This window comes from Sphingobacterium paramultivorum, from assembly GCF_014109745.1.
GTDB lineage: Bacteria > Bacteroidota > Bacteroidia > Sphingobacteriales > Sphingobacteriaceae > Sphingobacterium > Sphingobacterium paramultivorum.
Window position 1 is genome coordinate 5,933,706 of sequence record NZ_CP058555.1, and the last position, 24,318, is coordinate 5,958,023.

Here is a 24,318-nt window from a genome sequence, read left to right on the forward strand (position 1 = left end):
GTTTATGAACTAAAGCGCTTTTATTTCTTTCAGTACATTATTCATTGTACGTACTGCTTCTGCACTTTTATTGAATTTTTCTTTGTCCTCTTCATCTAGTTGAATGGGGACGATGCGATCCCATCCTTTTTTATTGATGATAACCGGTACTCCAAGATTGATATCCTCTTGGCCAAATTCACCTTCCAAATAGACGGATGCTGTAAATAATTTTCCTTGATCACGTACGATACTTTCGACGACAGCAGCTGTTGCGGCACCCGGAGCATACCAGGCTGAGGTACCAATTAGGCTGGTCAATGTTGCTCCACCAACCATAGTTTTGTGTACAATTTCGCCTTGCTCTTCCGGGGTAAGGAAATCAGTGACTGGAATACTGTTCCACGTGGAGTGCTTGATGAGTGGAATCATCGTTGTATCTCCATGACCGCCAATGACAATGGCATTGAGATCGGCCGCAGAAGCATTCAGTTTTTCACTCAGTTGATATTTGAATCGGGCTGAATCCAATGTGCCTCCCATTCCAATAATTCTATTCTTAGGTAATCCACTTGATTTAAGTGCTAGATAGGTCATAGTATCCATGGGATTAGATACAATGACAATGATAATATCCGGAGAGTGTTTTACTAAGTTTTCGACAACGGACTTGACAATATTGGCATTTGTCCCAATCAATTCTTCGCGTGTCATTCCAGGTTTACGTGGAATTCCCGATGTAATGACGGCAACAGTAGAACCTGCAGTTGAAAGATAGTCATTGGTTACCCCCTTGATTTTTGATTCAAAACCCAATAAGGCGGCGGTTTGTGCCATATCTTGCGCTTTGCCTTCTGCAAAACCTTCTTTAATATCCAATAGTACAATCTCCTCTGCGACATTTCGACGGATTAAATTGTCCGCTGTAGTTGCTCCTACAGCTCCAGCACCAACAATAGTTACTTTCATATGTAAATTATTTGTTTATTCATGAGCTAATTTTTCCGCTTAAATATGCATGCCGCCTTCGGCGGTTTTTATGCCACATAGGATATCCGGTCCATCTTCACGAATGCTTGTGCTTTTTTTATATGGATATTTCATGAGCATTTATGTGGATTATTAAATAATTCTTGAATTTAATCAATTATTATCAGTAAATCAATGTATTTAGCGGGAATAACTTGTTTTTTGACATAAGGAATAGAACGAGAATTGGTTTGTGATAACAGCTCATGATAACGCCGTCTAATGTCGACGACTTTTATAAAATAGTAAAAAAAATAACAGGCCTGAAATTCGTTCAAGCCTGTTATTTCTATCGTGTAAATCAAATTTGAAATCCTAGAACGGATAGCCGATGGCTAGGTTGAACATCAAATTATCCTTTCTCCATTTTGAGCTTCCAAAGTCGATATCCTTAAATACCCAACGTTCGCCTTTAGGAAGATAAGGGATACGGAATGGTATTGACATATCTGTACGAATAATCAAGAAGGTAAAATCGAAGCGTAATCCCGCTCCGCCACCAACGGCCAGTTCATTTAAAAAGTTCTTGCTGAATTTTCCACCCGGTTTGTTGACATCGTCTCGCTGCAACCATACGTTACCCGCATCAATAAATGCTGCCCAATGAACAAAGCCTGCTAATTTGGCTCTGTATTCGGTATTCAGTTCCAATTTGATGTCACCGGTTTGGTCGGCATAGAAGAGGCCGTTGCTTAATTTTTCAGGTGCTACTGTTCCTGGACCAATCGCACGGGCACCAAAGGCACGGATACTATTAGGGCCACCTACATAATATTGTTTTAAATAGGGAAGTGATCGGGAGTTCCCATAGGAATAACTCAAACCCAAGCTGACCCGCGACGCAAGTTGCGAATTCTCCGATAACTTTAAATAATGTCTACCATCGCCGCTGATCTTGATATATTGCGAAAAATAAGCGTCAAATAATTTGAACGTTTTCCCTTTATTGAAATCTGCTCCTTTTATCAAACCGAGTATGTTCCCTGAGAGGTCCAAGTTGCCTTTGAAATAAAATGTATTTTTCAAATGCTGCTTCATCGTGTTTTGAAACGTAAAGTTGTAGTTCGGACCAATTGTGAATTGTGGTTCGATCGCATGTCTTAAAGCTGGAATGGTATCCATCTGTTTTTGGTAGTTTTCTGAAATACCTTTAGGCTGAACATAGGTAATCTCCATTAAAGCGAGATCATGCTGTTTCTCTTCAGACTCTTGCCAGATATAACCATAATCCAATGCGATCGAATTTAAGGTATATGCTTTGCGTCGATTTAAAAACTCATAGCGGCCTTTGACATAGGTCTTCGGGATAAAACGTCTTGATGGTGAAATTCTTCCAAATGGGGACAATATTCGGGGAAAGGTCAAGGTAGCCTCCATTCCGTAGCGATAATAACTCGAATTGAGGTCAGCCGATCCACCAGTCTGGGTTTCATAACCGCCGAAGACGTTAAAACTCAACTGCTCCGCACCTTTAAATGCGTTGCGTAAAGTCCAGTTAACATTGACTTCCGTACCATTGTATACCGAAGCCATTTTTCCCAAAAGTTCCACGCGGAGTGATTTTTTTGGCAATGGAGTCAGGTAATAGTAGACATCCAGTGCGTTGGGTACTTCTTTGCTGTCAACAAAATTGTTTTTGACAAATTTCCAGCTATTGAGATTCACCAGATGGCTGATGGTTTGGTTGTGGGCATTACGGTTGTAGACGTCGCCGGGATGGAAGAAGATATGATTCGCGATAACAGGCTTTCTATAAAGATGCTGGCGGTCTATAAAATAGTAGCTGCTATCATATAGTTCTGCGTTACGGGTGGATCGCTGATAACCGGTGCTCGTTTCCGTGTAGTTCGGGTAAACGTAGATTTTATTGATCTTTGACGGTACCCTCGCCTGTGCCGGTGTTTCCTTCTTTACAGTAACATACATGTCGACCTTGTTGTTCCGGTGTGAACTGTCTACCTGAACCAGGATGTAATCAGGGCTAAAATAATAATACCCTTTATTTTTGAGGTCATTGTCGATGCGGTCACGCTCATTTAGGATAACATCAAGGCTATAATTTTTGCCCACCTGTAAGAGACTTTTATCGGAGCTCGAACGGATATCTTTACCCAGCTGCGTTGTGCTGTCAATATCAAATTGAACAGATCTTATTCGGTAGATAAAATTTGGCTTTGCCGTATAATTAACCGTTGCTTTTTTGTTTTCAACTAAAGTGTCAGATTTTACTTCAGCATTAAAGAAACCAAAATTCTCCAGACGGTTGCGCAGTAGATTCTCATTGTACTCGCGATTGACATCACTCAACAATACCGGTTTTTCACCAATTTTCTTGAGGAATTTTTTAATGATGTTTTTCCCCACAGAATCACCGGCCATATTGTTGAAGTACAGCTTAAATGGTACGCCAGCTAGACGTTTATTGGGTTTGGGCATCAATGCCGCTTCTAAATGGGTCGCAATCTTTTCCTTGTTTTCCTTGGAGATGGTGTCCGAATCGACTATCACGTTGCCTTTAACATATAAGCTTTCCCCTTCTTTCAGATTCTTGGTTGAAGAACAGGATGCTATAAATGCAGCGAATGAAACTATTCCAACAATATACTTTAGTTTAGCTTGCATGATAACTCCTTTCCTCATCTTCATTTTTTATAGCTGTCGTTCTGATGGTATCTATATTTGATTTTGGACTATCGCTTTTCGGCGTGTTTTTACTGGAGTCCAACTGTTGTTTACGTTTCTCTTGTTCTCTTTCCTCCATACGTTTTCTGTACTCAGGGCTATGGGTCATCAAACTATCTCTGATGACCGTGCGTACACTATCACGATAGACTGAATCAGTTTCCATACGTTCTACATCAAATCGTTTTCTGAAACCTTTGCTATTCGTGTCATAGTACGCTTTGAGTTTTTTCGAACTCATCCAGATTTCCCGGAACCTGTTGTAATCCATATTGATGATAAATCCGATACCTGTTTCTACATATTGGCCTTGGAGCGTAACCTGATATTGATTTTTACGATATACCCGTGCAAAATAGCGACCATCTTGCGAAAGTTGATAATCCAATTGGATATCCCCAGCAATATTGTTGGCGGTTTCTCCCGGACGTGTATTTCCTTCAACTTCAAAATTAGAACCAACGGTAATTTTTAGACGATCATTTAAAAGCATTTTAGATACACCGATATTCAGATCTGTTCGGGTTTGGCCCGCTCCAGTAGCATAATCTTCTTCCGAAGTTAAGTTGAAATCCAGTTCTACTCCGGTGATAAGCTCGGAGGCAAGGCGGTTCAATTGACCGCTCAGGAATGAACTGATGCTATTTCTGACAATGGCTTCTGTGCCACCGCCACCGGATAAACTTTCAAATGGATTGGTCGACATAAAGCGTCCTAAAACGATGAGTGAAAAGACCTGTTTGTTAAGTTCAGATGGATTTTCACGCAAGGTGGTCAATGCGTTATTTACTTTGCTGATCACATCTTGGGAAACAACTGAGTTGTTTTCGTCCAAGTCGATATCAAAATTAAGTTGCGGTTGGAACAATTTGTCAGTAATCTTCAACAAGACATTGAAAGGAATACGTTGCTTGTATAAATTAGCGTTTTCCGATCCCAGTTGCGTCGCTACAAGCTCCAGGGTTGGTGCTTTGGTTGTGTATGCTGCTGTGATATTAAGCTGCGCATCCAAGGGATCTCCGTTCCAGGTGATCGTACTTCCTTTTCGGAATGTAAAATCTTTTTTTACGGGACCAAAACTGAATGAATAGCTCCCTTTGTCTACGGTAAATGTACCTGACAAGGTAATTTTGCTGCTCGCATCAATGCCTGCATTCAGTTCCGCTTCTCCTTGGATATTCAGTGCATCCTGTGAACCGGCATCCAAGAGGATCTTAAATTTGGCATCTTTATCCGTTTGAAGATTCAGATCTACGTCGATTCCCGTCAGACGGGTTACGGTCATAGAATCTAATTTAGCAAATACGTTGGCTCTTGTGGTATCACTCTTATCAACAAATTCGACAACACCTTTACGATCCGCCATCCCAGGATCCTCGTTTGGCATAACAAAGGTGAAATCGGTATCATCTAATACCTTGATTGTACCATCAACGATAGGCTTATCAAGATTCCCCCGAATGCGAAGGTTCGACGTAAGATACATTTTACCATAGAACATGTCGTTGTCGCTTTGTGTTGAATTGAGTACCTCAAAATTGTCTGTATTGATATTGAGATTAAAATCAAAATCAGTATATGTTTTGGTTTCTATGGATCCTGTTACCTTGGCAATATTTCCTTTCTTGTCTTCCAATGCAAATTTTGGGAAAGTAATACCCCTTTCATCCAGATGAATGGTTTCATCTTTAGCTTTGAAAAGTGCATTCAACATAGCAATATTGAATTGTGCATCTTTAAACTTCACATCGCCATTAATGAGTGGTTTGGATGGCGATCCCGTTATTTTTAACTGGCCTTCAAGATTTCCCTTCGAGTCCTTTAGATAACCCAAACTGAATGCCTGAACCGTCTGCATGGAGAGTGGCGCAATATCTAAGGTGAAATCCAGGGTTGCTTCTCCCTTTGGAGGATTGATAAAATCACCACTTAATACGACATTGTTGCCATTTTCACTGATACTGATATTCGCATTATAGGTGTTTTCCTTTTCATTGTTAACTTTTATGTTGACATTACCGACAGTATCTTGTCCAATATAAAATTTGTCGATCGTAAGATCGGATACAAATACAGGGCTACTTTCCAAACGTGATATGGTTGCCTGACCATTAATCCCGCCGCCAAGATCGACTGTTTCACTTTCAAGCATTTTACTTAATGTCTCAATGCGGAAATTTTTAAAGGCAATGTTGAGTGGCGAATTGAGCACACTGTCCTGCGATGATATACTCAGCTCTTGTCCTTTATTACTTAAGATAAAGTCATTGGCCTGAATACCCGTGCTTCCAAATTTGAGCACGTTGTTTGGATTTATCGTCCACTTGTCATAGTTCAGCATAAGGCCATCCTGAAGTAGACTAAAAACAAATGCTCCATTATCAACGCGCATATTGGCGCCCAAATGATACTGCTCTTTCTCTTTCTTGTCTTTAATCCAAAGGCCAAAATCCAAATTATTTTGAATGACTTTACCACTGAAGACTGTATTCACGAGTTCGATATTGCTCACCTTGATTTTATTGATCAAGGCCGAGTAGTAAAGTGTACTGTCCAAGGTATTAATATCCAGCGTAACGTTATTGATTTCGGTACCACTATAGGTGATTTTAGGGGCATCCAACTTGGCAAGAATAGTTTTTGACTGACTATTGAACATACCATCCAACGTAATATCAGACATTTCCGTCAGCTCCGGAAGGAAGTCCTTTATAAATTTAGTCCTGGTCAATTGGGCGGAAAACTCAATATTCTGAGGCTCATATTTGGGAACTTTAACAGCTTTTCCCGGCTGGTAGTATACCTGTAAAATGTCTTGAATGGCATTCTGCAACTCTAAAATTTTGTATTTCCCGACCAAATGGGCATTCAAAAAGTCCGATTTGAGTAGCAGCAAATTGCGGCTGGTATCGGCTTTTGCAACAAGTGAAATGCTGTCTAAAGTATAATATGCGTCGTTGTAAAGAATGGATGAATTGGTGATATGTGCCTCCCCATTTAAAAAATTCGGATCGGCTGAACTGAAATTGCCCACAAGTTTACCATGGTATTTGAGTTCATCATCCATTAATTTTAAGTTTTTAAGATTAATGGTATCTACCATAAGCTCAAAATCCACCTGTGGATATTTGGCCTTCATGTTGGCCGTTGCATTTAACTTCAATTGAATATTAGGATCGGGACTGACAACAGAAGCTTTAATATCCCCTTTGTCCGCAGTGAGATTCATATCGATATTCTGATAACGATAACCCATAGCATCCATTCGATTTACTTTGCCATCAAAATTGGCGACAAGCTTCTTCGGATCTGTTCCATGACCTTTGATTTTTCCCTCAAATGAAAGTATACCTAAGGTACTGTCCATTTTCATGATCTTACCAATGTCAAAATCACGAATACTGACAAATGCATCATAGGTTGTATCCCGGCCTATCATGCCTACTTTACCATTGAATTTGGCTGTTCCTTTCTCTGTTACCAGCGAAAGATTGGTGTTAAAGGCATTCATCCCACCGTTAAAAGTTCCGGTAAGGCCGATCGTATTGGGCAGCTCTATTCCGCTAGGAAGCATTTTTTTTGAAACCAGCTTTTCGATATCGGAACGTCCTGTAGTCAATTTCTTTAAATTAAGATCCATTGACATTTTATCAACATTGGGTAGACCCTTTAAATGCAGACTTGCAATGACACGTGTATTGGACAGAGTCTGGAAATCAATTGCCGGAATATTTAAATCATTTACCTTACCCACAACGCGACCATCAATATTAAACTTTTTGTCCATCAATGGTTTCATCACCTGCATGGTATCCAAAAAAGGAGCAAAATAGTAGATGTCGCGCATATCTACGTGGCTCTTTTTGATCGTTGCATTGACATAGATCAGCTCTGGCTTTTTGGCAATAATATCCAAAGATGGATAGGTTACTTTTAAGTAATCACGCAATAGGGTACGTGGTGTCTCTGCGTACAGGTTTTTGATCTCCGCACCTGTATTTGTATACTTAAAATCCCCCTTCAATTGCTTGATCACAAACCCGGAATGATCAGAGGCTACAAGCTCTTTTAATGATCCACTGATCGAATCAGCGCTATAGTAAAGATCATTTAAACTGGTTTTCATTCCAGGGATCTTAATGTTGAAGTAATCAAAGCCTTTCATACGGGCCTGATTGTTGTCTCTATACGCTAAGCTTGTATTGTTGATTTGGATTTCTTTGGCTGAGACAACCCAGTTTATTTTGGTGGTATCCGTGGTGTTTTTCGCTTCTGTGTTTACTTTTTTCTGGATCTTTCCAAAGAGCACATTATTGTCTGAACCGTCAAGATTGATCGTTTGAATATCGACAAGTTCTTTATTAAGGTCGATCTTGTTAATGTCTGCATGAAGATTTTTGATATAAAATTTTGTGTTCAGCAGGCTAGATTGATCCTCATAGCGCACTAAGATATTGGTCAGGTCAGCAATCTGTATACCGACATCGGGAAGCAAGGTGGTTACTTGTGCCGTTTTATCTGTAATGCCAAAATCTTTGACCGTGGGTGCCGTGCCATCAACAACTGGTCGCCACTGTTTCACTGTGGCACTCAGACCATCTACCTTCACTTTGGGCAGATTGAAGGCCATGTTTTTTGTGAGGTCGAACTTCTTGATGTTGGTATTTAGGCTGTTCAGATAAACATCAGCACTCGTTCCAATAACATCATCGGCATAGACAATATGAAATTTATCAAATTTGACTTTATCGAGGTTAAATAGAAGGGCTGAACTGCTGTCTGCAGTCGGTTTGCTTTCCTTTTGAGAAGCGAAAGCTTTAACAATATAATCAAAGTTGAATGAACTGTCTGGCAATGTACGTCGAATTTTTGCCGTGATTCCTTCTGCTTCAATGCTCTGAATTTCAACGGTATTTTTCAGAAGTTTTAGCATGTTGATATCGACAGCTATGCTTTTTCCTGCCACTAAGGTATCCTTGCTTTGGTCAGCTAAATAGATATCCTGTAAAACCAGTTTTTTAGGGAAATCAATATTAATGTAGCCAATTTTAACAGGTGTACCAATCTTTCCCTCTACATATTGCGTTACTTTTCCGGCAATATAATTCTGAACGGAGGGTATTCTGATTAAAAATACGATTAAAATAGCCAGCGCAATTATTACTCCAATAATCCACAATATTGTTTTGAAAGCAATTCGGGTAAATCTGTTCAACGTATAATTTGATTTAAGTATCTATTAATAAAAATTAAAACGGAAAAAAGTTTGCTAAGTTTTCAGATATATAACGTATATCGCCACTATTTCAGCAAACTAAGATAAATTTGCGTGTAAATGCAAGTTTAATTTATGTGCTATACTTGCTAGCAAATATTAGACAGTTCTCCATTTCCCTTGTATAAAATCATTTTATCGTGGGAATGTTCTAAAAACACATCAAATAATTGACCAAACCATTCTAGTCGTACAAAGTTTTTTGTTTTTTAATTTTATGTTAATAAAAACATTAAATACCTATCAATTTGTCAAAGTAATAGGTATTTAATACATGCAGTATCCTGCTGAATATTCGTTTTGGAGAAGAATATAGGCAATTATTCCATCAGTTTTTTATACTTGCCCCAGTTTTCGAATACCACCCATAACCAAATAATAAAAAGTACAGCCCAAATAATTAGTCCCTGTTGGCTAAAAAAAATCATGTTGTGGGTAAAAATACCAATGAGTATTGGGAAGATGACCAATGCACCCAGCGTTCTTGTTTTTGGAAAAATGAACAATAAACCGCCCAAGAGTTCGATGATTCCAACCAGTGGCATTAGCCATTTGATCGTGGCAAAAGCCTCAAATACTTTTTTCATGTCCATATCCATTGGTGGCGTAGGCATATAATGAAAAAGTTTATCCAGCCCTGCATTGATGAATAACAAGGCAAATAAAATACAAAGTATGTTTTTAAAGATCTTCATAACGGTCAATTTTAAATTGATTATTTTACGGTTATCGTTGTAGGGGGATCAGTGCTGTTATCTTCTTTGTCTTTTTCTTCCTTGTTTGTATTTCGTTCTACAGTGATCGTACATTCTGTAAGCAATGCGGCTACAGCACCGATTGCTGCAAAAACAGGTGCTAGGATCAAGCCTATGGCACCAACAGTTACCGGAAAGCTCATAATTTCTTTGCCATGTTTGTCCGAAATGCTGATTTTGCTCACATTGCCCTCAGCAATGATTTCTTTGATCTTTTGTAAAAGGTTTTCACCGTTAATCTGAAATGTCTCTTTGAATCCCATAATGATATAATTTAAGTTCGCTCTTATAAAGTTATTCATTTTTTTACAGGAATTTATATAAAGTTATCAGCATGGTTGATCTTTGGTTATTAATAAGCTGTATTGTTATTTTGGAATAGAGCAAAGCGCTTTGCTTCTTGTTTCAAAAGTTTTATCATATATCCTTGTGCTATACATTGCCTGTGCATGACGGATCAAAATTTACTTGAGCCGTCCGTTTGGCTCTTTCGTGAAAGTTCGTGCTCTTCATGAGGTACAATTGTCAATCATATCCACTCTTAATGCGGTTTTTTATCGGATATACTTCGGATATTTAACGGTGCTTATTCGCTTGTAACCGAAGAAGCACCGAACAAGCACCGAACGAGCTCCGAAGAAGTACCGAACAAGCACCGAATGATCTCCGAATTTGATCGCTCGTTAAACATAAAAAAAGTCCCGTGCATTGCGCGGGACTTTTCGAGATTTATAGATTAGCTATTAACCTAATGCTGTTAAGCTTTCTTGAAGAATTTTAATCTTCGCTTCGGCATCAGCCTTTTTACTTTTTTCGTTTTCGACAATTTCGGGTTTTGCATTTTGCACAAACCGTTCATTGGAAAGCTTTTTGTCTACTGAAATTAAGAAGCCTTCTAAGTATTCCAATTCTTTGGTAATACGCTCACGCTCCGCATCCGCATCAATATTATTCTCCAAGGTAACATAACATTCGTCTTTGCCAGCAAGGAAACTTGCTGCACCAGTTATTTTTTCGGAAACAAAAGTTACACCCTCCAGGTTTGCAATCTTGGTGATAATATCAATATATTGCTCCAGATTGATGTCCGATTGTTGATTGATTGCTAATGGTAAAGCAACTTTAGGGGAGATACCTTTAGAATTGCGAATATTCCGAACTTCCGAAATAATCTGTTGAGCGATAGCGAAATCTTTTATAAGCTGCTCATCAAAATCATTCGCTGTAGGATAAGCGGCTACGATAATGCAATCTTTCTCGTCTTTTACACCGAACAGTTCGTCATGCCACAATTCTTCTGTTATGAAGGGCATGAAAGGATGTACTAAAGTGAGTATACGTTGGAAAAAAGATTTTACTGTTTCTAAGGTTTCGCTAGAAATAGGGGAACCATAAGCCGGTTTCACTAATTCAAGGTACCAGGCACAGAAGTCATCCCATACCAATTTGTAGGTTGTCATCAGTGCATCTGATAAACGATAGTGTTTAAAGTTTTCTTCGATATCGACCAAGGCTTGATTTAACCTTGCTTCAAACCAAGATGCCGAAATCTTATCTGAATCCGGAGTAGCTGTAATTTCCCAGCCTTTAACCAAGCGAAAGGCATTCCAGATCTTATTGGCAAAATTACGGCCCTGTACACAAAGTTCTACATCAAATGGAAGGTCATTACCTGCTGGAGCAGTCAATAACATTCCCATCCGCGTAGCATCTGCACCATATTCATTCATCAAATCAATCGGATCAGGAGAGTTGCCCAGTGATTTAGACATTTTGCGGCCCAGTTTGTCGCGTACAATACCTGTGAAATAGACATTTTCAAAAGGCAATTGTCCGCGGAATTCATATCCTGAAACGATCATACGTGCTACCCAAAAGAAAATGATGTCTGGGGCAGTGACTAAATCTTGCGTAGGGTAATAGTAGTTGATTTCTGCATTTTCTGGTTCGTTGATGCCATTGAAAACCGAAATTGGCCATAGCCAAGCTGAAAACCAGGTATCAAGCACATCCTCATCTTGACGTAGATCTGTCAATTGAAGAGTTGTATTACCTGATTTTTCCTGCGCTAAAACAAGGGCTTCTTCAACCGTTTGTGCAACCACAAAATCTTCGTTACCATCGCCATAGAAATACGCCGGTATTTGGTGTCCCCACCACAATTGTCTTGAGATATTCCAGTCGGTAATATTCTCCATCCAGTTGCGGTAAATATTTTTGAATTTCGTCGGATGAAATTTAATGGTATCGTCCATGACATTATCCAATGCAGGTTTTGCCAAGTCTTCCATTTTAAGGAACCACTGATTGGAAATTTTAGGCTCAATAACAGCACCTGTTCGCTCTGAAGTTCCAACATTATTGGTATAGTTTTCAACTTGCTCCAACAATCCTTTTTCCTCCAGCTCTTTCTCGATTTCCTTACGGACTTTAAAACGATCCATACCAGCGTAATGCAGGCCATTGTCGTTCAGTTTTGCTTCGTCGGTAAAGATGTCGACAAATTCCAGGTTGTGCTTTTTACCTAGTGCGTAGTCATTCACATCGTGCGCTGGAGTAACTTTAAGGCATCCTGTACCAAACTCCAAATCCACATATTCATCTTCAATGATGTTCACTTTTCTGCCAACGATCGGCACAATGACTTGCTTTCCTTTTAACCAGGTATAGCGCTCATCATTGGGATTGATACACACGGCTGTGTCACCAAAGATGGTTTCAGGGCGGGTAGTCGCCACAACAATATATTGATCTGTTCCCTCAACCTGATATTTCAGGTGGTATAATTTGCCGTTTTTCTCTTTATAAATAACCTCTTCGTCTGAGATATTTGTTTTTGCTTCAGGATCCCAGTTGACCATGCGGTAACCACGATAAATCAATCCTTTATGATATAGATCGACGAATACGCGGATAACAGATTGATATAGCTCCGGATCCATGGTAAAACGTGTGCGATCCCAGTCACAGGAAGCGCCAAGTTTTTCGAGTTGTTTTAGAATAATACCACCGTATTTTTCCTTCCATTCCCAAGCATGTTTTAAGAAATCTTCACGTGATAAAGATCGTTTGTCAATTCCTTGTTCTTTCAACATAGCGACGACCTTAGCTTCAGTTGCAATGGAGGCGTGATCGGTCCCCGGTACCCAACAAGCGTTTTTTCCCTGCATACGTGCTCGGCGAATCAAAACGTCTTGAATGGTATTATTCAGCATATGCCCCATGTGCAATACTCCCGTGACATTCGGAGGAGGCATCACAATCGTGTAAGGTTCACGTTCGTCCGGGGTGGAACGGAAAAATCCATTCGCTTTCCAATAGCTGTACCATTTTTCTTCAGCTTCTTTTGGATTGTAAGTTTTCGCTATGCTCATTTTAAATTTTTGTATTCAAACTTTTAAGGAACACAAAAGTAAGGAATTCTATGTTATTTTCCTTAGTAATCCATTGATCTTGTTCTCAAACAAAAAGAAGTTATGAATAAAGGCTAAACAATAAGTTCATTGATGATCCTCCTAAGCAAAAGAGTCGGTTATTGCAGTGAGGTAAAGCATAACGCAGGATTTATACTTTTTTAATCTTTTCTTCATATTACTAAGTAATTAGCCTGTATTTTATGTAAATTAATGTAAATTTGCCTGTTTTATTTTTACACGAAGGGATGCAACGATTTGCTAATGAGCTTAGAGCTTTAACACAGTATTTTCTGTTCTGGTTAATTATCTGTTTTATAGATAGATTGATTTTTGTTACTGCTTTTTTTGAGAAAATAGGTTTTTCCAATTTTACGGAAATTTTCAGAATTTATTACCACGGTTTGAACCTAGATTTTTCTGCTGTTTCCTATATATGTGCGCTGCCGTTTCTTGTGTATTGCATGTTAAGTTTTTTTCCAAAACTGAAACCCAAACGGCTGATCCTGGATATCTATACCATTATTGTCCTGGTATTGTTCTTTGTGACAAGCTTTATCAATGTTAACATCTACCGGGAATGGGGCGATAAGATTTCTAAACGTGCCATCGATGCATTTTTTGCCTCACCTTCGGGTGCTGTAGCTTCGGCTGAGTCCACGCCGGTGTTTCTCCCCATCGTTGGGATGTTGATCGGTATATTCTGTGGTTATTTTCTGTACCGCTGGATGTTTAAAAAAGTCTCTTTTTTCAATATCAAATCTCCTGTTAGTAATTTTTTCAAACTGGCGATCGGAGTTTTTGTACTCTTCACCTTTATCCGTGGTGGTTATGGGAGAGCAACATTAAACCCCAGTAAAGCCTATTATTCCGAGGAAACATTTTATAATCATGCAGCGGTTAATACCCAATGGTCTTTTTTACGGGATTTCTTTGCCGAAAGTACCAAACTGAAAAACCCCTATAATTATTATGCGGATCAGAAGGATATTCAGGACAAGCTACGACCCGCCTTTCAAAGCCAACCTGATTCTGCTGTTGAGGTATTGTCAACGACTCGTCCGAATGTTGTTATTATCATGTTGGAAAGTTTTGTCGGCGATCTCATTCAGTCTCTTGGCGGGGAAAAGGGAATTACGCCACACATGGAAGAGTTGATTAAAGGCGGTATTTTGTTTGACCATATTTATTCTGCCGCCGATCGATCCGACAAAGGTATGGTAGCCGTGTTGAGCGGTTTTCCGGCACAAGGACCCGAGAGTATTATCAAGTATATCGACAAACATGAAAATATGCCTGCCATTGGACAGGAGTTGGATCATGCTGGTTACGAAACATCATTTTATCACGGCGGTCAGAGCGAGTTTTACAATTTTAAATCGTATATGCTGACGCATGGGATGTCTAGGGTGGTGGATAATGCCAATTTTGGATTGGATGCAGAACGTGCCTCATGGGGTGTATATGACCATGTGGTCTTTAATCAGATGATCAAGGATTTTAAAAAAGAAAAACAACCTTTCTTTTCGACGATCTTTACCTTAATTAATCACGAACCATTTGAGTTAAAACACGGCTATAAATTTGGCAATGCTACCAATGCGGATAAATTCCGAAGTACGGCAAACTATACGGATTCAGCTGTTTTTGATTTTATCAACAAAGCTAAAAAAGAAGCTTGGTATAAAAATACCCTTTTCGTAATTGTGGCTGATCATGGACATCGTCTTCCTTCAGAAAAATGGGAGCTATTTCACCCCAATCGCTTTCATATTCCACTGATCTTTTTCGGAGATGTGATCAAACCTGAATATCGTGGGAAAATATTCAATAGAATCGGCAATCAAACGGATTTGGCGGCAACTTTATTGACACAATTGAAGCTCCCTACAGATCGTTATCATTGGAGCCGGGATCTTTTTAATCCGACGACACCTCAAATTGCATTTTACAATTCGAAGGATGCCTTTGGTGTGATTACCCCACAACAGGCGGTTTCTTTCGATAATGTAGGACGGATTATTAATTATAGATCCAATAAAGAATATCCTGCTGGCAAAACAGACAGCTTATTGAATATCGGCAAAGCGTACTATCAAGACGTATATCGTGAATTTTTAAAATATTAGAGCTATGAAATTAAGAGGAGTATTTGCACCTTATTTTGCTGTCGCAATTCGTTTTATCTTTCTTTTGGTCATCTATGCGTTATTGCGATTGGGGTTTTATGGCGTCAATGCTTCCTTATTTCCTCATGTCGATGCAGGTAAGCTCTTGGTGATGTTTGCGGGTGGTGTACGATTCGACATTGTAGCCCTACTGTATTTTAATATTCTTTATATTGTGATGCTGACTGTTCCGGGTCCGTTTAAATCGAATAAAATCTATCAAAAAGTTGCAAAATGGATCTTTGTCGTGACCAATTCAATTGGTATAGCGTTAAATCTGATTGATTTTGCCTACTATCCATTTACCCTAAAAAGGACGACAGGAACAGTAATTGATCAATTTTCCAATGAATCCAACCTGATGAAGCTGGCTTTTGATTTCTGTTTGGATTATTGGTATCTCATCATACTGTTGGTACTGGTTGTGTATGGTTTGATTAAATCGTATAAACTTATTCAAATTGAAAGGACTACGAAATATAGCTGGAAGTCATTTTTGATCCAATTGCCTTTGTTTTTATTGACGGCCTTCCTTTTCATTGGTGGTGTGCGTGGCGGTTGGGCCCATAGTACCCGTCCCATTACATTGAGCAATGCGGGTGATTATGTGGAGACACCGGAAGAAATGAATATTGTGCTGAATACGCCATTCAGTATATTGAAAACTTTAAAGGCTGTCAATCTTAAACCCGCTCATTATTATTCCGAAACGGAGCTTGAACAGTTATACAATCCTATTCATGTGCCGCAATCAGACAAGCCCTTTGCGAAGAAAAATGTCGTTGTTCTGATTTTGGAGAGTTTTGCAAAAGAACATTTTGGTGAATTGAATAAAGATATCCAAGGTGGAAAATACAAAGGTTATACGCCTTTTTTGGATTCATTAATCCGCAATGCTTACACATTTACAGATACCTATGCTAATGGCCGTAAATCAATTGATGCTTTACCATCAGTCATTACCGGTATTCCTTCCATAGGAGAGCCTTTTGTACTTTCGATATATTCTGGAAATGAAACCACAAGCTTAGCGAAGCTTTTAGGGAAAAAGGGATATGAGACTGCTTTTTTTCACGGAGCACCCAATGGCAGCATGGGCTTCTCCGCTTATATGAAACTGGCGGGTATCCAGCATTATTTTGGTAAAAACGAATATAACAATGACGCTGACTTTGATGGTATATGGGGAATCTGGGACGAACCATTTTTGCAATTTGTAGCGAATAAGATCAATACGTTTCATCAGCCATTTTTCGCTAGTTTCTTCTCTTTATCTTCACATCACCCATTTAAGGTACCTGAAAAGTATCAGGGGAAATTTCCTAAAGGACCTTTGCCGGTACAGGAACCCATTGGATATACCGATAATGCACTGCGTGAATTTTTTGCAACAGCATCGAAAATGCCCTGGTACAAGAATACCGTATTTGTTATCTGTGCAGACCATGCTACTGTAAGCTACCTGCCCGAATATCAAACGGCAGCAGGGGGCTTCCAAATCCCTATTATATTTTATGCACCTGGTGATAATCTAGTTGGCAAAGCGGATAAATTGGTACAGCAAATAGATATTATGCCGACAGTGTTGAATTATCTGCACTATGATGAGCCTTATTTCGCATTTGGTTCAGATGCCTTCAAACCGGGTAAGGATAATTTTGTGCTTAATAATAACTCAGGGAGCTATAATCTCTATTATAAAGATTATATGATGTCTTATGATGGACTGAAAGTTACATCATTTTATGATCTTAAGAAGGACCGCTTGATGAAACAGGATCTGTTAAAACAACATCCAGCGGTATTGGATACGATGGAGACCAAGATGAAAGCTTTTATCCAGCAATATAACAATCGTATGATTGAAAACAAGCTGACCTATAAAAAATAACAGCCGGTTTTCTACCTGTTCAATTTAGCGCGAATGCTTCTATCGATAATAAACAAAACCAAATCATAGACGAGGTAGATCAGGGGTAAAGTGAAGATGACCAAGAGGATAAAACCGCGGGACTTTTCATCAAAGACTCCATTGACAAGATAGTTGGCCACACTGGACCAAAACCAAATAAAAAAGTAGAAAGAGCTTGGAATGATTAGATTCCCAAGTAGGAGTGCGTAGCGGTATTGGCCAGTTTTGTGTTTTAGATAAATACAGCGGATATGCAAGTATAGCAGGCATATTGACCCGATCAGGGCGAGCAGCTCTGGATGTATCCAAAGAATTGCTTTTGCTAACAAGGAGGTTTTCAGGCCGACTTCGATATGAAAACTTTCTTTCCTTTCTACCTGATCAATTCTCCAGTGAACAATGGAATCTGTCTGTAATTTAGCGGTTCCCAGATCTTGTGTAAGTACATCCATCTTCCCGTCGAGGTGCAGATACAGTTCAATCGGGCCAAAGGACGACCAGTATCTGGAAGGGAATAAGAGGTAGTCAATTTTGTATCTCGTCCGGATATCACGTCGGTCATAGCCCATATAAGCGCTGTATTGAACCTGAATACTGTTATCACCTTTGTGAAGCTTAGCGGTAAAATGAAATGCATCATTCAGCGAAATACGCTTCCATTCATCGCTGTCATAGCTGATTTCATAATAGCCATCCTTTAAACGTAAAAAGGGGAATTTTGAATCGGGTTGATCCATTTTTTTTCCTGCAATTTCGTTCTGATTGACAAGGATGCGATCCAATCCGTCCATATTTAAAGCGAGAAATACCAGTGGCAATTCGATAGCCTCTTCTGCATGGATGTTATAGACAATGCTGAAGTGACTGCGATAGTCCGAATTATAATCGGAAGTGTCTGCCAAAAGATGAATGTCAATACGCTCATTGGTGACTTTCAACTTTGCGGCAGGAACAAGCTGTCCTGTTATGCTATGGGGGCTCATTGGATTTGCCATGTTGGCAAACAATGTCATTACAGTGAGTAATAGATATACGGTTGTTAGTAGTATTTTATACTTCATTTGCTTGATATTGTCTGCTTAATATCAAGTTCCATATTTGTATGCCGACCTTTACATGATTGGGGCGGTTGTATATTAGGATATGCTTGATCTTTAACAAGATGAAAGTAAAAATTAAAAGGGAGAAATTAAAAAGGTGATTTATATTCGTCTATCTCCGATTCATATTTGTCAAGTATATTGTTTCTATTCCGATGTCAATAAAAACCTTCATGATTTAGCAGGTACCAACAGCAATGAAAACGAACTGACGGTTCTTTCTGGCCAATAATAGGAGCTATTTTTAGAAAGAAAAAGACCCATGCCGCAAAGCATAGGTCTTTTTCTTTTTATTTTTCCAATTTTATTGAGGTTTAAACACCCAACAATAAACGAGCTGGATCTTCCAATAATTGTTTTACACGAACCAAGAAGCTTACTGATTCACGACCATCGATGATGCGGTGATCATAAGAAAGTGCAATATACATCATCGGACGGATCACCACTTGGCCATTTTCAGCAATAGGACGTTGGATGATGTTGTGCATACCCAGGATTGCAGATTGTGGAGCGTTGATGATTGGTGTAGACATCATTGATCCGAATACACCACCGTTGGTAATTGTAAATGTACCACCAGTCATCTCGTCAATCGTTAATTTGTTGTCACGCGCTTTAACGGCAAGTGCAGCGATTGCTTTTTCGATTTGTTCCAATGACATTGCATCAGCATTACGGATAATCGGAACAACTAAACCTTTAGGGGCAGAAACCGCGATTGAAATATCTGCGAAATCAGAATAGACAATCTCGTTATCTTCGATACGTGCATTCACAGCAGGCCATTCAGCTAATGCCGTGGTTACAGCTTTTGTAAAGAATGACATGAAGCCAAGACCGATTCCAAATTTCTCTTTAAAGGTATCTTTATATTTAGTACGAAGATCCATGATCGGCTGCATATTGACTTCATTGAATGTTGTCAACATAGCCGTTTCGTTTTTAACGGCAACTAAGCGTTTTGCGATCGTTTTACGTAATGAAGATAATTTCTCACGACGTTCGTTTCTAGAACCCGCTACCGGAGCAACTGTCGCAGCAGGAGCAGCGGCAGGTTTTGCTGCTGGTGCAGCAGCTTTAGCAACAGGTTGAGCTTTTTCGGCATCTTCTTTTGTGATGCGACCTTCTTTACCTGTTCCTTTTATTGTAGAAGGATCAATTCCTTTTTCTCTTAAGATTTTTGCAGCAGCAGGAGAAGCTGTACCAGCAGCATAGCTATCTGGATCTTCATCTTTTGCAGCGGCAGCCGCAACTGGAGCTGCGTTTGATGCTTCTGCAGCAGGGGCAGCAGCTGGATCTGAACCACCGGCAGGAGCAGCGCCTTCTTCAATTGTACAAACAACAGCACCGATTTCTAAAGTATCACCTTCTTGTGCAATGATTCTTAAGATACCCGCTTTTTCAGCTGGTAATTCAAACGTTGCTTTGTCTGATTCCAGTTCGGCGATGTTTTCATCCATCTCCACATAATCGCCATCTTGTTTCAACCATTGTGATAAGGTTACCTCCGTGATTGATTCACCTACGGTTGGTACTTTAATTTCTAAGCTCATATATAATGTTCTTTATTGACAATTGCGTCCTATAGATTAAGACGCAATTGATTTTAAATTGTTTTTATTCGAATGATTTATTTAAGATCGCTGCTTGTTGTGCAACGTGTTGTTTCATGTAACCCGTAGCTGTACTACCACTTTCTTTACGGGCAACAAAACCTGTAAATGCAATCTCAGTACCCATTAGTTTACGGCAGTAGTAAGACCATGCTCCCATGTTCTCATTTTCTTCCTGAACCCAAACAAATTCTTTTGCCTTGTTGTATTTTTTACGGATTGCTTTCAATTGCTCTGTAGGAATTGGGAATAATTGCTCCAATCTCACGATAGCGATATCTTTGCGTTTGTCCGCTTCTTGTTTTTCTAATAAGTCGTAGTAAACTTTACCCGAACAGAACAACACGCGTTTAACGTCTTTCGCCGCAACATTTGCATCATCGATTACCTCTTGGAAAGCAGCTTCTGTAAAATCTTTCAACGGTGATACCACTTTAGGGTGGCGCAACAATGATTTTGGCGTAAATACAACCAATGGTTTACGGAACTCACGTACCAGTTGACGACGTAACAAGTGGAAATAGTTAGCCGGAGTAGTACAGTTTGCTAAGATCATATTCTCATCCGCACATAACTCTAAGAATCTTTCGATACGTGCTGAAGAGTGTTCAGGACCCTGACCTTCCATACCATGAGGAAGCATCATAACTAAACCGTTAGAACGTTTCCATTTTGTCTCTGCACTCGATAAATATTGATCGACGATGATTTGAGCACCGTTGTAGAAATCTCCGAATTGAGCTTCCCAGATTGTCAACGAATTTGGATTAGAAGATGCATAACCATATTCAAATCCCAAAACAGCATATTCTGAAAGTAACGAATTGTAGATAGAGAATTTATCGCCACCTTTAATATTGGCTAAAGGAACATATTTCTCTTCCGAATCTTCAAGCGTCAATACCGCATGACGGTGTGAGAAAGTACCACGTTGTACATCCTGACCCGAGATACGTACACGGTTACCTTGATCCAACAATGTCGCATAAGCCATCAATTCGCCCATTGCCCAATCGTATGAATCAGCACTGATCATTTTGGCACGATCTTCAAACAAACGTGTAATCTTACGGAAGAATTTTTTGTCCGAAGGTAAGGTTGTGATTTCTTTCGCTAATTTTAAGAATAGATCCTTTGCAACTTTCGTTTTATCCGAGGTTGTTAATACTTCACCTTTTTTAGCAGGACGCAATCCTTCCCATGCACCTTTAAACATCGGAATCTCTTCAGTCAATACCTCAACTGTTTTAGATTCCTCAAATTTAGTTTGCAATTCAGCTTTAAATTCCTTCTCGATATTTTTAGAATACGCCTCGTCAATACTTCCTTCAGTAATTAATTTTTTAGCATAAACTTCTTTCGGGTTCGGATGTTTCTCGATGATTTTATACAACAATGGTTGCGTGAATTTTGGTTCATCTGCCTCATTGTGTCCAAATCTTCTATAACATAACAGATCGATAAATACGTCTGTTTTATATTTTTGACGGTATTCAACAGCTAAATTAATCGCATAAACTACCGCTTCAGCGTCATCACCGTTCACATGGAACACGGGTGAAGAAGTGATTTTTGCAACGTCTGTACAGTATGTTCCAGAACGTGCATCCTTGTAGTTTGTTGTAAATCCAATCTGGTTGTTGATGACAATATGCACCGTACCGCCAGTTTTATAACCATCAAGTTTGGACATTTGGGTTACTTCGTAGACTACACCTTGTCCAGCAATTGCTGCGTCACCATGAATGATGATCGGTGCAATTTTAGAAGAGTCACCTTCGTATTTGAAATCGATCTTAGAACGAACCATACCTTCAACGATTGGATCTACAGTTTCCAAATGTGAAGGGTTCGGTGCCAAACTTAAGTGGACAGATTTGCCATCGTTTGTTTTAACCTCAGATGAAAAGCCCAAGTGGTATTTTACGTCACCACCAAAGTTTACTTCAGGATCATCTGCATAAGTCTTACCTTCAAATTCAGAGAATACTGATTTGTAAGATTTACCCATGATATTAGTCAATACATTCAGACGGCCACGGTGAGCCATACCGATAACAAATTCCTGGATACCGATTTCCGCACCTTTTTCAATGACAGAATCTAATGCTGGAATTAAACTTTCCGCACCTTCCAATGAGAAACGTTTTTGACCTAAAAATTTAGTGCCTAAAAAGTTTTCGAATACAACGGCGTGGTTTAATTTGTTTAAAATTCTCTTTTTTGTGTCCAAAGAGAATTTTGGCATGTTACGGTCCGCTTCCATACGGTCCTGTAACCATTTAATTTTTTCTGGGTTACGGATATATTTGAATTCTGCACCAATAGAACGGCAGTAAGTATCCTCCACCAATTGACGGATGTCTTTTAATGTCGCTGGACCTAAACCGACTTCAACACCTGCATTAAAAACGGTGTTCATGTCTGCTTCAGCAAGACCAAACGTTTCTAATTCCTTGCCAGGATAGTATTTACGTCTCTCACGAACGGGGTTAGTGTGTGTGAATAGGTGGCCACGGTCACGGTAGCCATTGATCATGTTCAGCACATTGATTTCTTTCAATACGTGCTCAGGAGTAGCTTCACCTACTGAACTTGTTGTTCCACCAGCATTTTGACCGAAATCAAAACCTTCAAAGAATTTTTGCCATCCGAAATCTACCGATTGGGGATCTTGCTTGTACGATTGATATAAGCCATCGACATAAGCCGAATCAGCATTACTCAAATATGTCAGATTGTCCATTTACAATTAAAACTATGAAATTTGTCAAAGTTATGAATAAAAAAAGAGTTTCTAATACTGAAATTGAATAATTTAATCAATAAATCTATCCAATTCTTAACATTTTTAGCATGATTTAAAAAGGGCTTCTAGCGTACTACAAATTTATTTTCTATTGGAATTATTTATTTCTGCCGAAGATTTATTTAACCAGTATTTCCTCCAGTTTTGGAAGTCCATTTGGGAAATGAGTTTTGATCAATTTTTGCCAATCCAGTGCTTTATTGTCTTTTTCACTTGTCCCAACTCCGGCAATATGAGACCACTGTCCGTAAACAGTTGCTGGAGAATAATCTAATAGATGCTCTTCATACCAGGAGGCGCCACGAAGCCAGTTTACCTGATACTCATGAACTAAATAGCTGGCTGCGATTAAGCGTGCCTGATAAGGGATATAGCCGGTCTTCTGTAACTGGACCATCACACTGTTTATAAAATCGTGTTCTGTATGGCCCGATTTCCATTTTTCAAATAATTCTTCATTCCCCTCTAAGTTCGGATGATTCTGATGGGAGCTGTTTTTAGTGCCCTGTGGCTTAAAAAATATATTTGGATATTTTTTAAGCATAAACCTAAAATAATCGCGCCAGAGAAGAATGTCGACAATCTTTTCAAATCGTTTGTCCTTCTTACCTTCACCAAGTTTTTTGATATTGTTATAGAGTAAAATAGGTGACAAGGCACCTGAAGCTATAAAAGGCCCTAGAATCAAGGGGTCCTGGTCCGTTTCCGGATAGGTTGACAATACCGCATGCATAATACTAAGCGCCGTGTCTTCGCCACCGAGAATATAGATGTCATCAACAGATTTGATCTCCTCCTCTGAATAACCTAAATCTTTTAATGACGGAATTTTGGTGTCCTCGAGATGGGGAGGGGTAAGGAAATTGGTCGGAAATGGGATTGGTTGTCGAACTAGACTTTCCCGCTCAACTTTTTTCTTGAAAATAGAAAAACCATTGGGTATATCTTTAATAGGGAAAGGAAGGTCTTCCTTGTGGTAAAGGGTATGGCCAATGAAATGACGCAAATTTATTTTACTGCTCCAAAGCTCACTTTCTACTTTTTCCGATATAGAAGTTTCCCGAAGTGCCACTTCGCGGTGATGATAAACTTCGTTGACTTGGTATTTTTGTGCTATTCTTGGAATAATATCTTCAGGCTTGCCAATATAAGTCAATAAATCGCTACCATGGCTCTTTAATTTTTCTTTTAAAGCGGTCACGGCTTCGATGACAAAAGCCGCCCGTAAAACACCGGTATTTAAGGTGCCAAATTGATTGCGGTCGAAATATCGGGGATCAAAACAGTATACCGGGATGATAAATGAACTTTTTTCAGAAGCTTGATAAAAGACTTCATTGTCATGAAGTCTTAAATCATTTCTAAACCAGATCATTGTAGCCCTTTTGTCCATAGAGGTGAAGATAAATACTTTTTAGTGCAGCCTATTTTCAGAAGATTTACAAATATATAAGGATATTGTGTTCTTGAAAGTATTTATGCGCGAATTGACAAAAAAAGGACAATGACGGTACTTGTTTGGATGGTTTACTCCATTTTGGTTAGGGAAAAATAAAAATAGTGTTAAACTTATTTGATGT

The 24,318-nt window shown here is 39.2% G+C and carries 12 protein-coding genes; 2 read left to right on the forward strand and 10 right to left on the reverse strand.

Annotated features, from left to right (window positions below; translation table 11 throughout):
• Positions 1 to 9: 9 nt before the first annotated feature.
• The 6 genes from HS960_RS24600 to HS960_RS24625 form a co-directional block, all read right to left on the reverse strand.
• Complete coding sequence (locus HS960_RS24600; protein WP_153846792.1) at positions 10 to 948, reverse strand: malate dehydrogenase; 939 nt, start codon at positions 946 to 948, stop codon at positions 10 to 12.
• Between the two features lie 375 nt (positions 949 to 1,323).
• Positions 1,324 to 3,648, reverse strand: coding sequence for a translocation and assembly module lipoprotein TamL (gene tamL, locus HS960_RS24605; RefSeq protein ID WP_227550230.1), 2,325 nt, complete (start codon positions 3,646 to 3,648; stop codon positions 1,324 to 1,326).
• Positions 3,620 to 8,905: a translocation/assembly module TamB domain-containing protein gene (locus tag HS960_RS24610; protein WP_153846794.1), complete on the reverse strand. Its 5,286-nt coding sequence runs from the start codon at positions 8,903 to 8,905 to the stop codon at positions 3,620 to 3,622. Before HS960_RS24610 ends, tamL begins: the two co-directional genes overlap by 29 nt.
• Before the next feature lie 380 nt (positions 8,906 to 9,285).
• Complete coding sequence (locus HS960_RS24615; protein ID WP_153846795.1) at positions 9,286 to 9,660, reverse strand: DoxX family protein; 375 nt, start codon at positions 9,658 to 9,660, stop codon at positions 9,286 to 9,288.
• A gap of 20 nt (positions 9,661 to 9,680) precedes the next feature.
• Entirely contained in the window at positions 9,681 to 10,022 is a 342-nt protein-coding gene (locus HS960_RS24620; protein WP_228280119.1) for a DUF4342 domain-containing protein, read from the reverse strand.
• A gap of 441 nt (positions 10,023 to 10,463) precedes the next feature.
• Positions 10,464 to 13,094, reverse strand: a complete 2,631-nt coding sequence (locus HS960_RS24625; RefSeq protein WP_182330782.1) for a valine--tRNA ligase — start codon at positions 13,092 to 13,094, stop codon at positions 10,464 to 10,466.
• A gap of 503 nt (positions 13,095 to 13,597) precedes the next feature.
• On the opposite strand from HS960_RS24625, the gene HS960_RS24630 reads away from it, so the two are divergent.
• Positions 13,598 to 15,262: an LTA synthase family protein gene (locus HS960_RS24630; RefSeq protein WP_227550232.1), complete on the forward strand. Its 1,665-nt coding sequence runs from the start codon at positions 13,598 to 13,600 to the stop codon at positions 15,260 to 15,262.
• Between the two features lie 4 nt (positions 15,263 to 15,266).
• Positions 15,267 to 17,192 carry an LTA synthase family protein gene (locus tag HS960_RS24635; protein ID WP_153846798.1) on the forward strand — a complete coding sequence of 642 codons (1,926 nt, stop codon included), beginning with the start codon at positions 15,267 to 15,269 and terminating at the stop codon, positions 17,190 to 17,192.
• 11 nt (positions 17,193 to 17,203) lie between these two features.
• Here the strand turns inward: HS960_RS24635 and HS960_RS24640 are convergent, their stop codons facing one another.
• From HS960_RS24640 to HS960_RS24655, 4 genes are all read right to left on the reverse strand, one after another.
• The gene (locus HS960_RS24640) at positions 17,204 to 18,274 is read right to left on the reverse strand and encodes a hypothetical protein (RefSeq protein ID WP_153846799.1); all 1,071 of its coding nucleotides are present in this window, start codon (positions 18,272 to 18,274) and stop codon (positions 17,204 to 17,206) included.
• A gap of 353 nt (positions 18,275 to 18,627) precedes the next feature.
• Complete coding sequence (gene odhB, locus HS960_RS24645; RefSeq protein ID WP_153846800.1) at positions 18,628 to 19,869, reverse strand: 2-oxoglutarate dehydrogenase complex dihydrolipoyllysine-residue succinyltransferase; 1,242 nt, start codon at positions 19,867 to 19,869, stop codon at positions 18,628 to 18,630.
• Between the two features lie 64 nt (positions 19,870 to 19,933).
• Positions 19,934 to 22,675, reverse strand: a complete 2,742-nt coding sequence (locus HS960_RS24650; RefSeq protein ID WP_153846801.1) for a 2-oxoglutarate dehydrogenase E1 component — start codon at positions 22,673 to 22,675, stop codon at positions 19,934 to 19,936.
• 181 nt (positions 22,676 to 22,856) lie between these two features.
• Entirely contained in the window at positions 22,857 to 24,113 is a 1,257-nt protein-coding gene (locus HS960_RS24655; RefSeq protein WP_227550233.1) for a deoxyribodipyrimidine photo-lyase, read from the reverse strand.
• Positions 24,114 to 24,318: the final 205 nt, after the last annotated feature.